We start from the raw sequence: 13,802 nt of genomic DNA, 5'->3' as shown, positions 1-13,802 counted from the left end.
TAGGTTTAGGTTTATCTATTTTTATTAAAGTTAGTGATTAAAGCATAAACTGCAACATCAAAACTTTTGTTATTACTATACTTAATCAATTCTTGCTGTGTTTCTTCGCTTGTTTTTGGCTGCAAGAAGAAAGTCATGAATGGCACAAAAAGTTCTTCCATTTCTTCACTCATTTCTATAATATCTGCATTGCTGCAAATATCTTCCACACTACTTTCAGCTAATTGTTGGTTACTGATTAAATCTTCATAAATGTGAAATTCATCTTGAAACTCATCTTCTTCAACCAATAAAAATTCTTTTAAAAAGTCTTCTAAACCTGGCTTAATTTCTTCGTCGTGGCATTCATTGATGTATAATAACAAGTTTAACAACTCTGTTCCACGCTCAATGGTTTCATCTTCAATTTTTTCCCATTCCTTCGATTCCAGATAATCTTCTTCTAGTTTATTTACATCACTGGTAAAGAAATTAATCATCAATAAATCGAAGAATACTTCTCTCAATTCATCAAATTTTGGATGCTCATCAAAAACCTCATCAAACTCAGCAACTTTCTCCAAGAAGTTCATGTCCTTACCAAAAACCTCAACCAATCTTTGCTCAATGGCAACTGAATCTATACTATTAACTGCTGCATATTGGTCTAATGCCGCAACCAGCGCTTGTTCTACACTACTGTTCATATTTTTGAAATTGATTGTTGTTATACACTAATTCAACTTTTCCTGTTAAGGTTTTACCTAACAAAGGTGAATTTTTAGATTTTGAGGCGTTGTTAGCCACATTGTATTCCCATCTCTTAGCAGGATGATAAATCACAAAGTTTGCTACTTCTCCTTTTTTGATAGTTGGAATTGCTAAGTTTAATATCGCTCTAGGATTGATGGACAGTTTTTCTGCTATTAAATTAGCATCTAAACCAGCTTGTAAAAGTAAAGGTAAAACAGTTTGCAGAGCGATGATGCCATAAGCTGCAATTTCAAATTCTACATCTTTAAACTCTATTTCATGAGGACGATGTTGTGAAGAAATTGCATCTATTGTACCGTCTTTTAAACCGGCAATTAATGCTTTTTGGTCAGTTTTGCCACGCAATGGCGGTTTAACTTTATAATTGCTATCAAAATCGTTTAACAAATCTTCAGTAAACACCAATTGATGAGCCGCAACATCACAGGTTATTTTAACGCCATCTTTTTTCGCCTTTTTAATTAAAGCAACTGAGCCTGCAGTAGAAATATTGCTGATGTGAATAGGCGCATCATGATAAGTTGCCAAGAATATGTCTCTAGAAATCTGCATTTCTTCGGCCAGTGTCGGAACACCTTTCATTCCAAGTAATACATTGTTTTTGCTCTCGTTAACTTGCGCCTTGCCAGCGATAGATTTATTTTCTGGATAAAGCATTAACAAACCACCAAAACCTAAGCAATATTGTAATGCTCTGCTCACAAATCCATCATCGCTAATCGCTTTACTCCCGTCAGAAAAAGCAACGGCTCCAGCATTTTTCATATCAAAAAGCTCTGCTAATTCTTTTCCCTCTAAATCGTGACTAATTGCACCTATTGGAAAAACATCAACTAAGTTATTTTTTGCCCTGTTAAGGATATATTCTACTTCACCTTTTGATTGAACAACTGGTTTTGTGTTTGGTAGAACTGCCAATCCCGTAAATCCGCCTGCTTTTGCGGCAGCAGTTCCAGTCTGTATGTCTTCTTTTGTTTCCAAACCTGGGTCGCCTATCATACAGTTTAAATCGAAAAATCCTGGAGAAAGTACCCCACCCTCAATTGCAAAAACTTGTTCGCTTTTTAATGGAGATAAGCTTTTTTCAATAGCTGTAATTTTTCCGTGTTCAACTCGTACATCAGCAGTTTGATTGTTAAACTCGCTGTTAGGGTCGGCAATTGTAATTCCCTTGATTAAGAGGTTCATTGATTTGTATGGGTTTGAATATGATAAAATCGGACCAATAATATTTCAATCGCTATAAAAACTAAGGCCAAAATTAGGCAAAGTTTCCATAACTCTGTTCCATTATTTTTTGCAGAAACAGCAGAAGCAATGCTGTCAGATTTTGGGTCTAAAAACGCAACCTGCTGTTTACCAAACAACTTTTGTAAATCTGATTGAGCAGTATAATGCATATCAGATTCTGTTCTATTATCATTAAAAGCGACAACCGCTAAAGTAGAATCTCCTTTTTTAACATCGTAAAAACCAGCTCTTTTAACTTGGTCGGCAATGTATAACAAGGTTTTTCCATTGCTTTGTCGCATTTCTGGTATCACTTCAAAATTATCAGCCACCAATTTTAAAGATTGATTAGCGCCCAGTTCTATTTTTTCGCTTTCTAGCACATTATCTTTTGTCGCCGTATAATAAACTGGCTGCTCTTTTGCACTAGCAAAAGCTATTTTATACATCAAAGGCACAAATACTGGATGTTTGGCAAAGTTGCTGTCTTCGTTTTCTAAATCGGTAGCCGATAAATAAACTTGTCCATTTCCTATTGGATATCTGGCAAAAAACAATTGATTTGCTGGCAATTGAAGCAGATTTTCTTTATTGCTGTTATTATTTTCTGCAAAACTAAAATAGCGATTAACCTGAGGCAAATCTAAATTTTGTGGCAATGTTTCAAATACATCCTTAAATAATGGATGTTTTAATTCTATGCTGCTCACTTTACTAGGTGTTGTTTTTAATTCGGCAACCGCCGGAAGATTTATTGCTCCTAAAAATGCTGAATAAACTTGTTTGTCTGCATCTAAATCTGGAAAAACTACTACTGAACCGCCGTTCGATATATAAGACTTTAACTCTTGCGCTAAACCACTTGATGGATTTTTTAAACCATTTAAAACAATAAGACTGTAATTTTGCAAAGCAGAATAATTGATATTCGCCTCTGGCATTTCAGTTAATTTGAAATAAGCATCAGCTCCAAACAAAGCTTTAATGTATTTTCCACCCTGTTGCCCATTAATGCTCAATATTTTTTGGTCGGCACTTACCTTAAAACTAAAGTTGAGGTCATCATCAAAAGTTAAAGGAAAATCTTTAATGCTCATTGTTCCTTTTTGCCAGCCTAAAACTAAGCCACTATAAGAAAGTGTATCGCTTGCAGTTTTACCTGCTGGGATATTTAAACTGCTAATTGCCTTTTGTTGTTTGTTGATGTTCAGCTTTACTGATATGTTTTTTGCATCTTCATCGCCATAATTCCGCAACTGAACAACCAATTTCTCTGTAGCATTAGCTTGATGAACAGGCGACAATAACCAAACACTATCTACTGCTACGTTTGGTAAATCATTAGCATTTAACTTAACTAAGGAAACATTCGTATTTGCGTCAGTTTTGATAGGTTCTTCTCCAGCAAATCCCTTTTGGAAATCAGAAATCACATAAGCAAATCGATTACTTGCACCTGTAAACACACTTTGTTGCCGGTTAATTACCTGCTGTAATTTTCTACTGGCGGATGAAATTTTAACTTCATCAACAGCCTGCAATAATTCATCAGCATTTAACAATCGTTGATGTTTGCCTTCAAAATCGTTGGTAAGTAATTGAAATCTATCATTAATCTGGAAGGCCTTTACTACTTCTTTCGCCTTGCGTTTGGCTTCATCTAACAAACTTCCCTCTTTATTTACTGCTTCCATACTGTAAGAGTTATCAATATAAATGCTTACAATATTGCCTTTGCTTTGGTCTATTTTACTCCCAGAAGGTAAAAAAGGACGTGCAAAAGCCAAAACCAAAAATGTTATTGCTAAAATGCGACTGATTAAAATGAGAAGATTCTTAAGCTTTTCTTGAGACGATGTTTGCTCTTTAATCTCTTTTAGGAAGGCAACATTGCTGAAATAGACTTTTTTAAATTTCCGGAAATTGAATAAATGGATAATGACCGGTATAACGACCGCAAAAAGCGCAAAAAGAAAGCCCGGATAAAGGAAATTCATTAAAAATCAAAGATAGAAAAATTATACAGTTTAGCGAATTGGTAAACGAAAACTTACCAAAGTTGATTAAAGATAGGGATAATCTTATTGTACTAAGTTATCGTTGTTAAAACACTCATAAAACATACTCCTTCTAAGAATAAATATATCTTTAAAACATAATCGACTAATAATCAATAAAATATAAAAGTCACAGAACGGTAAGCAAACATCTATTATACTTTATCATCATAACAATTTAGTATATTTGATTATTAATTACACTTAAACTAAAAGCTTATAAAAAGAAACTCATACTAGATTATTGTGAACGAGATACCGAAAAACTATGAGAAAATACATTTTAGGAATAACTGGATTATTATCCATCGCATTTTGCTTAACCATTAGCAGTTTTAAATCAACAGACAAAAGCGAAAAACCAAAACAAGTAATTACAACAGACAGTATTTATATGAATTACATAAATACGTTGTATGCTGCTGTGCATTTGAAAGAAGCAGGGCTAAGTTTACCTGTATTTGAAAAAGCCATTACTGGATTTTACAATTTGAAAAAATCTGGTCAGCTGTCAAACAAGGCTATTTTAACTATTGCAGATTTTGATCAATCGAGCACTAAAAAGAGATTGTACATTATCGATTTAGATAAAAAAGAAATCTTATTAAACACTTGGGTGGCTCACGGGCAAAAAAGTGGAAACGATGAGGCTATTAATTTCTCTAATAAAAACGATTCCTTTACAAGTAGTTTAGGCTTTTATGTAACTGGAGAAGTTTACAGAGGAATTCACGGCAGGTCGCTTAAACTTGATGGAATGGATTTAGGCTTCAACGACAATGCTAGAAGCCGTTCTATCGTAGTGCATGGCGCTCCTTATGTAAGCGAAGGAACGATTAATGCTTTAGGTAGGTTAGGTCGTAGCCAAGGTTGCCCTGCGGTTGCGCCAGAAGTTGCTGATAAAGTAATTAATACCATTGGTGATAAAACTGTCTTATTCATCAACAAAAGCGTTAATAATTATTCGTCTAAATATTTAGATGAAACGTTAGCTGCAAACTTTGCTTTAGACACTACAACACATTTGATGGATTAGAGTATAGTATCAAAAAAATAACCACATAGGCACATAGATTTATTTCTATGTGCCTATGTGGTTTTAAATACTGTTTGATTTATGCTAACCTTTGCAAATAGGTGAAAAGTACTATATCCAATCCGTAAATATCTTTTCTAAATTGAAGTTTTCCGGTTTCATCTGCCCAACAAGTAAAATAAGTTAGGTAAACAGGAACTTGTTTTGGCAAACCGATATCAGTTGCGACTGGGTTTTCACTTTCCATACCAGTTTTAATTTTATCATATTTAGCTCCCTTACCAAACAAAACTTCAGCTAATTCTAGTGGTTTTTCCAATCTCACACAACCGTGACTAACCGCCCTCATCGATAAAGCAAATGCCGCTTTTGCAGGGGTATCATGCAAGTAAACGCTACTTTCATTTTGAAACAAGAATTTTATTTTCCCCAAGGAATTATCATCGCCAGGACGTTGCTTAAAAGCATATCTCTTGCCAGCATCAGCAGCAGACCAATCAATTGTTTCTGGGTCTTCTACAAGCTTTCCATCCTCAAAAACATCAATATTATTGTTAGCTAAATAATAAGGGTCCTTAGCTGCATATTTGGTAATTTCATTAGTAGCTATGCTTTCAGGAATATTCCAAACAGGATTAACCTGCACACTATGAATCATACTTTTGAGCTGTGGTGTTTCTCTATTAAATGGCCTATCTTTTTTTAAGTCATTTTCATCGTACTCCACTAATTTATCCTTACTACCTAATTCCCTTCCCTCGCCCACACAAACTTTCATATTTAGTACAGATTTTCCGTCTTCCATGACATCTAACTTAAAATCAGGAATATTTACCCAAACATACTTATCTTCAGTTGGTAAATTTTTCCACCTTAAACGTTCTAAATTAACCTTTAAAACTCTTTCGGTTTCTTCCTGACTAATGCCCGGAAAAACAATTTTATCCTGCAATGCTTTTTGCAAAGCCACATATTGTTTTTCTTTCGGTTGGATGCTATCTAAGAAGTTCTTAATATCCGAAGTCTGAAAAACTTGTAAAAAACTTACACTATCTGGTCTTTTTGTTGCTGTATAGTATTGGGCATATATTTTTCTAGGGCTAATTATTCCGAACTGCAGCGCATTGCTATAATTACTCAAAGAATTTGCTGCAGAAAGCTCTAAATCAATTAAAACTTGATAAGCTTCATCAAGCGTTTTGATCTCCTTTTTGTTGTAGGTTTTTTCCATCAGCTCATTTAAGTCGCTGGTTTTAAATATAGCTGGGTCTAAACCGTGAGCAGTGGAATTATTAAGAACTGCAATTGCTTCTTTTAATTTGTCTTTACGCAAATTCTTCATTAACAGAACTGGCTCGAAATCATTAGATTCGTAAAATGCTCTTAGAAACTTTGGGTTTCTGTACTGCTTTTCTTGTTTTTCAAATGTAGTCTTGAATTTCTCTACAAAAGTTTCAGTTTCTATGTCTTTAAAGATTTTATTTCTAGTTTCTTTAAAAACTACAGCGCCAATGTCTGAGTGGCTTTTTTTACAAGATTGCAAAAGAAATAAAAACAAAGCTCCAAGCAAAATGAATTGTGGAGCATATAATTTAGGGTAGGTTGTAAACTTCATATAGACCTAATGAAATTAAGTCCATTTTGTTTGAAAAATGAAGAATTATTTTTTCATTATGAATACTCAATAAATGATATTAAGAAAAAAAAGTCTCTCATTAAAATTCATCGACATTTATCCAGCGTTGTTATAGGCTAATTTTATCCATCCCATCACTTCTTCATTAATTTCACTTATATCCGTCAAGTTTATTTTGTGCGAGCACATTGCATTGGGTTTTTCAGCTTCTAATATCCCTGATGGTTCTTGTCCTTTTAGATTTATACCTATTTCAAAACGTGTTTTTGTTGCAGGGTTTAATGTAGCGAATTGCTTTTTTCTCCTTAAACTTACATAAGTATTTTTAGGTGCAATTTCTATGTCTTTACCAAATTCTGCTATTGTGCTCATTAACTTGTCGTAAAAAGGCTTCAGACTTTCTTTTCCCTGATATTGTTTTGTAATCAGTTCGTCTGGATTTTCAGCTGAACCTGCATCAGAACCTTTTGCTTTATGAGCAATTAAATTAGCAAAACCGTGGGTTAAACCGTGTGTCTCTTTTAAAAACTTAATAATTTCTCCGTGTTTTGCGAAATTCTCTTTGGTCACAATAGCTATCCATTGTTCCAAAGTTTTACCTGTATTCTTAGCCAGGTTATCAATCATTGTTTGTGTTGCTTTGTCCATAATCTTCAATATTAAGGTCTATTTTTTCAGTTTAGATTCGTAAAGATCTATCCATTCTTGCGCAGTCATTTTCGTCATTAATTCTCCGATGAGCTGATACGGAATTTCATCCAACTTTTTAAAGCGAACACAACTTTTTCCCATATCTAACTTTTGCTTACTATGTTTTGGATATTCGCTTACAAACCAATCAAATAATTTAGGCTCCGAATAAATTCCCATATGGTAAAAATTTATAGAGTTTTTTTGAGAAGCAATTCCTGCAAACGGAAGCGGTTCGATTGGCTTACAATGGTAACCAGCAGGATAAAGTGAATGCGGTATAATATAACCTAATCCACCGTAACTAATACCTGCCTCAAAACCTTTGGGAAGGTTTTTTACAATGATATCGTGTAGTTTATTAAATGGTTCAGCCCTGTCTTTAGGAAGGCTAGTTAGAATTTCTTCTACAGTTTTTCCAGTTGCTTGCATGGTTTTTTATTCAATTTAATACATTATTCTTAATTTATAAAAAGAGTTTACGATGTTTTATAAATTGGCTACTTAATTGATAAAATATGATGTTTTGAACTTTTTAGTTTGTTCTGTTCTTATCATCAATAAGTTTCAATAAAAAATCCATCTGCGTGTCTTTGTGATTTAAAAAATCCGTTAAGGTTTGTTCAACCTTATAGTCAGGAATTATGCCTCTGCCAAAGGGTTGGTTTTTCTTAATAGGAACATCTTGATTTAGATTTACAATAGAGAATTGATACTTAATCTTGCTATTAGGCAAAATATACCCTATAGGTATGTGACCATTATGTCCATAGTAACCACCACCACTTTCTTGTCCAATTATAATGGCATTTGTGTTCCCTGCAACCATAGCGGCAAACATACTAGCGGCAGAAGCTACTTTTGGGTTTATGAGTAAATAAATCTGTCCCTTGAATGCATTTTCATTTGGATATCTTAACTTATTATCATCATTACCTTGATAAAAAACACCATTTTTAGCTACGGGAAATGCCTTTTTTAATTTTTTCTGATATATCCATTTAGCTAAAATTCTCTTCAAGAAGAAAGCCTTATAATCTACATTATTCCAACTCGGTATTTTTATAAAATTTGAAAAAGCGATAATATTTTCACGAAAAGGTTTGTTGGCTAAATAGGAAAATGCCACCATATCGTTGGGGTCAGTTCCACCTCTGTTATTTCTAACATCAACTATTAAGTTTTTCATATCAGCATTTTTTTTAATAGCGATGAAACAACTATCCAAAAAATTCACAAACTTTAAATGTTTGGGGTCTTTTGCATTTTCACCAATTTCAAAAGAACGAATGTTAAGTTTCGCCGTGCTTTTATTTACAATTTCAAAATTGTAAGGCATTTGAGTTAAACTTTTATAAATACTATCCAAAGTAATTGAATGCTTTTTTTGAGAAATTATGGCGAATACATTACGAGTTACAGGCGTAAGTATAACTTCTCTCACTATGTTATCTCCATTTATTTTAAAGTTTACTTTAAAAGAATCTTTTTTCCCATTTGAATAAAATAAAGAACTTGAGAATACTCCATCTTGTGCAAATGTTTTAGCATCGGTGCTAAAGCCATCAGTTGTATAATAAATGGAATTTCGCTTTAGTATTTCTGTTGAATTTATTCCGTTTATTGAAAGAATTTCTGCACCAAGCGGTATTTTTGCATTATTGCTATTAACACGAATTTTCCCATCAATAACCTTTATTGGAATAGGAAAATAAACAGAATCGGTAATGATCTCATTAGCAATTTTCGCCGAAAAAGCGACATCGTTATGTACACTGCCTTCAAAGTCTGCCAATTCGTTTATGATATTAAAAAATTCTCTTAATGTTGTTTGATCAGAAAGATTTTTGTAGGCTGCTTTTTCTGCGCTATCTATCTGAGCGACAGTTCTGTATTTATATAGACCGGAATTTGCCTTTTTCCGAATGCTGCAAAAGAAATCTAAATCTGATTTTAGTCTTGTGTATCCGATTTTAGCCTCATAAGATTTTTGAGCGAACATGCTATTTGTTAATAATAAAAAGGAGATAAGCGCTATTATGTTTTTCATTAATATTGTTAAGTTGGGGTAATAGTATTATGATGCAAAAATCCATTTAAAAACAGGAAATCAATCCCTTAAAAAATGGATAGAAAAATAAATAGCTTTTATAATTCTGAATTATTGTTTGTTTAATATATATGTTAATAAATATTAAACGTTTGTAATTAAAAATCTTGGGATGATTTTATTTATTACAATTTCGCTTTTTAGCTAATTCCAATTTACATAATCTGAAAAGACTAGCAAACAATTACTGCATATATTTTTTAATGGCATCCCAAAGAATTCCATCATAATCATATACATCTGGCCTAAATTGAACTTTGCCATTTTCTGCCCAACAAGTGTAATAACTAATAACAACAGCTACGTTTTTTCTTGTAGCAAACCAAGATGGTTTTAGTTGAAAAGCCTTGGTTGTATCTGCTTTTTTAGCTAATATTTTTTGATACTGCTTATTTCTATTGGTATCAATTGGGGGCAAATTAACCTCCATTCGTAATTGGTCATATTGATATTTATCTTTAACCATCAGTTCTGCAAACTTTAATGGATCTTCTATTCGTACACACCCATGGCTAATTGCTCGATTTGCTAGCTTGAAACCATATTTGTTGTTTGTATCGTGCAGGTATATACTTGAGCTATTGTCAAAAATAAATTTAAACTTCCCTAAAGCGTTCCCTTCCCCAGAGCCTTGCTTAAATGTAAATGGCAACTTTTCTCTCGAATATTTATTCCATTGTATAGTATCAGGTTCATAAATTTGTTTGCCTTTGTAATAAACCTTGATGTTGCTGTTTGACAAATAATAAGGGTCTTTTCTTGCCATCCAATAAATTTCACTTTGTGCAATACTTACTGGAATATTCCAAATTGGATTTACTTGTATTGCGTTAAAAACACTTACCAATTGAGGTGTTTCGTGGTTTTTTGGTTTGTCGTCTAAACTTCCAGATTTCAAAAAGAGCTTCATTCTTTCTGCATAGGTCGACTCTCTTTTACCACCAACACATACATTCATGTGCGCCAAAGTATCTTGTTTATTAAACCAAGTTAAGGAGAAATCAGGAATGTTAACTGCAACTACCTCATCAGTTTTAATAGGTAATTGCCAACGCAAACGCTCCATATTCAATTTTATGGTTTTAATGGCCTGGTCATTTTCGTTTCCAATGCTATCGCGATAAAAAGCTAGCATTGCTTTTAAGTCTAAATAGCTTTTTGAGCTTGGTTGTGCATTTTTTAAGGATAAAACAATATCAGTTGTATTCAAAAGTGAATCCATTCTTAAACTATCCGGACGATGAACATTGATGTAATAACGGTTGTATATTTTGCGTGGATTTATTATCCCGTATTTAGTGAAACTAGCATATCTTAAAAAAGCATCTGCCGTTTTAATCTCTAATTCTGCTATAAGCGGATAAACTTCATCAATGCTCTTAAATTTGTTCGCATCTAATGTTGCTATAAGTTCTGTAAGTTCTTTTACTTTAAATACTTCTGGATTAAAACCATCAGCTGTACTCCTTTCAATATAGCTTTTTAAACTATCTAAACCACCATTGGTATAAAACCTAGTTATTAATACTGGATTATTTTCGTGAGCCGAATAAAATGCCTTTGTGGTTTTAGGGTTGGATAAAGAAATACTCAATTCGTCCAGTTTTTTACTGAAAATTGGATTGTAAAATGCAGTATCGAATTTATTATAGAGTTTGTCATCAAAATGTTTTGCCAATAATGTAGCTATTTCTGGCTTTTCTTTAAACCATCCACAAGAACTCAAAAACAAACATAACAAGGCAAAAAGGAGCGTTTTCTTCAATTTATTATTGGTATTTAACATGCTAATCACATTGATTAGCAATGAATATACTTCAAATTAAATGCCATATTGTTTTGATTTTAAATTTACAAAGCTATATTTGCATTATCTTCTCAACAAAATTACGGAAAGATAAGCAATATAATGATCCAAGTTTTAAACCATCACGTACATTTACACCATCGCCATTGTGGCGATAGATAGTAGTATGTTTTGTACGCAAAACGGTTTTTAGACAGATTCAATATTTCTTATTCCTAATTTTATAACAAGTGAAAACACTTAAAATCGCTATCCAAAAGTCGGGTAGGTTAAACGAAAAATCAGTAGAAATTCTTAAAAATTGTGGGCTTTCTTTCGAAAACTACAAAAGTTCGTTAATAGCAACTGTTGCTAATTTCCCTCTAGAAATTCTTTTTTTAAGAGATGATGACATTCCAGAATATGTTCAAGATGGCATTGCCGATTTAGGTATTGTTGGTGAAAATGTAATCATCGAAGCAGGTGCAGATGTATCCTATTTGCAACCTTTAGGTTTTGGAAAATGCACCCTAAAAATTGCTGTTCAAAGCACTAGTGATATCACAGAATTATCGCAATTAAATGGCAAAGCAATTGCCACTTCTTACCCTGTAATTTTACAAAAATATCTTACAGAAAACAATGTCGATGCGCAGATTAGAATGATATCTGGCTCGGTAGAAATTGGCCCAGGTTTAGGCTTAAGTGATGCGATTTTCGACATCGTTTCTACAGGCGGAACATTAAAAAATAATGGACTAAAACCTTTCGCAGATGTGATGCAATCTGAGGCTGTTTTAATCGGAAATAAATCGATAATCGATAATCCAGAAGTTGCAGAATTGATGCAAAGAATTCAATCTGTACTAAGAGCAAAAGCAACAAAATATGTGGTACTAAACGTTGCTAAAGAAAACCTACAAGCTGTTGTTGATTTATTACCTGGCGTAAAAAGTCCTACTGTTGTTCCATTGTTCGAAGAAGGTTGGGTTGCCGTACATTCTGTAATTGCCGAGGAAGATTTCTGGGAAAAAATTAATGGCCTAAAATTAGCAGGCGCCGAAGGAATTGTAGTGATGCCAATTGAGAAAATCATTACATAAATCAGCAAAAAATAGATTTAAACGCCATATTTTATATTAACTAATAGTTAAATTTAAAACATAAGACATTGAAACTCTATAGTTATAAAGAATTAACTCAACAAAAAATTGAAGAACTGTGTTCACGCACCGTTGAAGACGATAATTTAGTGATTTCTAGAGTTGAAAACATCATTGCAACAGTAAAATCTGATGGCGATGCAGCACTCCTCTCCTACGCAGAACAATTTGATAAAGTTAAATTATCTTCACTTTTTATTGGCAAAGAAGAACTAGTTGAGTTAGCTAGTCAAATCCCTTCAACGGTAAAAAGTGCCATTGACATAGCCTATCAAAACATCTATAAATTTCACGAAGCTCAGTTAAAAACCGAGGCTAAAATTGAAACAATGCCAGGTGTAAATTGCTGGAGAGAAGCCAGAGCAATTGAAAAAGTTGGGCTTTATATTCCAGGCGGAACAGCAGTTTTACCGAGTACTTTTTTGATGCTTGGCATACCTGCAAAAATTGCTGGATGCAAAGAAATAGTAGTGTGTTCTCCACCACAAAGTGATGGCAAAATTAACACCTATATCGCTTACGTTTCAACCTTGTTAAACATAGAAAAAGTTTACTTAGTTGGAGGTGCTCAAGCAGTCGGCGCTATGGCTTTTGGAACTGAAACAATTCCTAAAGTTGACAAGATTTTTGGGCCAGGAAATCGCTATGTAACCGAGGCAAAAAAGCTAGTTCAAAACACAGTTGCAATTGACATGCCAGCGGGTCCATCTGAGGTTTTAGTCGTGGCTGACGAAACTGCAAATCCTGCTTTTGTTGCAGCTGATTTATTAGCGCAAGCAGAACACGGAACTGATAGTCAAGCGATATTAGTTGCCACCTCTAAACAGCTAATTGCTGATGTACTTTTTGCCATTGAAACACAGTTAGCTGAGTTACCAAGAAAAAACATTGCTGCTAAAGCAATTGCAAATTCTTATGCAATATTTGCTGAAACAATAAATGAAGCTATGGACTTTAGTAACACTTATGCACCTGAACATTTAATTCTAGCAACTGAAAATTTTGAGCCACTTATTCCATTAATCATTAATGCAGGTTCTGTATTTCTAGGTAACCTTACACCAGAAAGTGCAGGAGATTATGCTTCAGGAACAAACCATACTTTACCAACCAGTGGTTTTGCAAGAGCCTTTTCTGGTGTTTCAGTTGATACTTTCCTCAAAAAAATCACTTTTCAGCATCTAACAGCTAAAGGTTTACAAAATATAGGCAACACAGTTGAAGTTTTGGCAGAAGCAGAAGGACTACAAGCACATAAAAATGCGATAAGTATAAGATTAAAAGAGATATGAGAAGTTAGATATGAGATTTGAGAAAATAGAACGGATCAGGTCTCATATC

Annotated in this window: 11 protein-coding genes; 3 read left to right on the top strand and 8 right to left on the bottom strand. The window is 33.6% G+C overall.

Annotated elements, in window-relative coordinates:
• Positions 1 to 11: 11 nt before the first annotated feature.
• From R2Q59_RS02020 to R2Q59_RS02010, 3 genes are read right to left on the bottom strand one after another with little or no spacing between them, the layout of a single operon-like run.
• Positions 12 to 686 (bottom strand): hypothetical protein, encoded by a 675-nt coding sequence (locus tag R2Q59_RS02020; RefSeq protein ID WP_316783263.1) that lies wholly within the window; start codon positions 684 to 686, stop codon positions 12 to 14.
• Positions 676 to 1,941, bottom strand: a complete 1,266-nt coding sequence (locus tag R2Q59_RS02015; RefSeq protein WP_316783261.1) for a dihydroorotase — start codon at positions 1,939 to 1,941, stop codon at positions 676 to 678. Before R2Q59_RS02015 ends, R2Q59_RS02020 begins: the two co-directional genes overlap by 11 nt.
• Positions 1,938 to 3,980 carry a BatA and WFA domain-containing protein gene (locus tag R2Q59_RS02010; protein ID WP_316783259.1) on the bottom strand — a complete coding sequence of 681 codons (2,043 nt, stop codon included), beginning with the start codon at positions 3,978 to 3,980 and terminating at the stop codon, positions 1,938 to 1,940. The genes R2Q59_RS02015 and R2Q59_RS02010 overlap by 4 nt, the downstream gene beginning before the upstream one ends.
• Positions 3,981 to 4,308: 328 nt before the next feature.
• Here R2Q59_RS02010 and R2Q59_RS02005 point away from each other — a divergent pair, with 328 nt between their 5' ends.
• Positions 4,309 to 5,076: a murein L,D-transpeptidase catalytic domain family protein gene (locus R2Q59_RS02005; protein WP_316783257.1), complete on the top strand. Its 768-nt coding sequence runs from the start codon at positions 4,309 to 4,311 to the stop codon at positions 5,074 to 5,076.
• Between the two features lie 79 nt (positions 5,077 to 5,155).
• Here the strand turns inward: R2Q59_RS02005 and R2Q59_RS02000 are convergent, their stop codons facing one another.
• From R2Q59_RS02000 to R2Q59_RS01980, 5 genes are all read right to left on the bottom strand, one after another.
• Complete coding sequence (locus tag R2Q59_RS02000) at positions 5,156 to 6,691, bottom strand: L,D-transpeptidase family protein (RefSeq protein ID WP_316783255.1); 1,536 nt, start codon at positions 6,689 to 6,691, stop codon at positions 5,156 to 5,158.
• Between the two features lie 117 nt (positions 6,692 to 6,808).
• Complete coding sequence (locus tag R2Q59_RS01995) at positions 6,809 to 7,360, bottom strand: DUF4287 domain-containing protein (RefSeq protein ID WP_316783253.1); 552 nt, start codon at positions 7,358 to 7,360, stop codon at positions 6,809 to 6,811.
• A gap of 18 nt (positions 7,361 to 7,378) precedes the next feature.
• Entirely contained in the window at positions 7,379 to 7,834 is a 456-nt protein-coding gene (locus R2Q59_RS01990) for a DUF1801 domain-containing protein (protein WP_316783251.1), read from the bottom strand.
• A 103-nt stretch (positions 7,835 to 7,937) separates the two neighbouring features.
• On the bottom strand, positions 7,938 to 9,452 hold the full coding sequence (locus R2Q59_RS01985; RefSeq protein ID WP_316783249.1) for a S41 family peptidase: 1,515 nt from the start codon (positions 9,450 to 9,452) through the stop codon (positions 7,938 to 7,940).
• 244 nt (positions 9,453 to 9,696) lie between these two features.
• Entirely contained in the window at positions 9,697 to 11,277 is a 1,581-nt protein-coding gene (locus R2Q59_RS01980; protein WP_316783248.1) for a L,D-transpeptidase family protein, read from the bottom strand.
• Between the two features lie 272 nt (positions 11,278 to 11,549).
• Between R2Q59_RS01980 and hisG the strand changes: the two genes are divergently transcribed.
• Positions 11,550 to 12,401 carry an ATP phosphoribosyltransferase gene (gene hisG / locus R2Q59_RS01975; RefSeq protein WP_316765347.1) on the top strand — a complete coding sequence of 284 codons (852 nt, stop codon included), beginning with the start codon at positions 11,550 to 11,552 and terminating at the stop codon, positions 12,399 to 12,401.
• A gap of 68 nt (positions 12,402 to 12,469) precedes the next feature.
• Positions 12,470 to 13,753, top strand: coding sequence for a histidinol dehydrogenase (gene hisD, locus R2Q59_RS01970; protein ID WP_316765346.1), 1,284 nt, complete (start codon positions 12,470 to 12,472; stop codon positions 13,751 to 13,753).
• The last annotated feature ends 49 nt before the right edge of the window (positions 13,754 to 13,802 follow it).

The organism is Pedobacter frigiditerrae, assembly GCF_032678705.1.
Lineage (GTDB): Bacteria > Bacteroidota > Bacteroidia > Sphingobacteriales > Sphingobacteriaceae > Pedobacter > Pedobacter frigiditerrae_A.
The sequence above is the reverse complement of the archived record's forward strand: the minus strand, read 5'-3'. Positions and strand labels throughout refer to the sequence as shown.

Excerpts from the sequence above, each read along its gene's own strand:
- R2Q59_RS01985 (WP_316783249.1), bottom strand. The coding sequence starts at position 9,452 with ATGAAAAACATAATAGCGCTTATCTCCTTTTTATTATTAACAAATAGC.
- R2Q59_RS02020 (WP_316783263.1), bottom strand. The coding sequence starts at position 686 with ATGAACAGTAGTGTAGAACAAGCGCTGGTTGCGGCATTAGACCAATAT.
- R2Q59_RS02010 (WP_316783259.1), bottom strand. The coding sequence starts at position 3,980 with ATGAATTTCCTTTATCCGGGCTTTCTTTTTGCGCTTTTTGCGGTCGTT.
- R2Q59_RS01995 (WP_316783253.1), bottom strand. The coding sequence starts at position 7,360 with ATGGACAAAGCAACACAAACAATGATTGATAACCTGGCTAAGAATACA.
- R2Q59_RS02005 (WP_316783257.1), top strand. The coding sequence starts at position 4,309 with ATGAGAAAATACATTTTAGGAATAACTGGATTATTATCCATCGCATTT.
- R2Q59_RS02015 (WP_316783261.1), bottom strand. The coding sequence starts at position 1,941 with ATGAACCTCTTAATCAAGGGAATTACAATTGCCGACCCTAACAGCGAG.
- R2Q59_RS02000 (WP_316783255.1), bottom strand. The coding sequence starts at position 6,691 with ATGAAGTTTACAACCTACCCTAAATTATATGCTCCACAATTCATTTTG.
- R2Q59_RS01990 (WP_316783251.1), bottom strand. The coding sequence starts at position 7,834 with ATGCAAGCAACTGGAAAAACTGTAGAAGAAATTCTAACTAGCCTTCCT.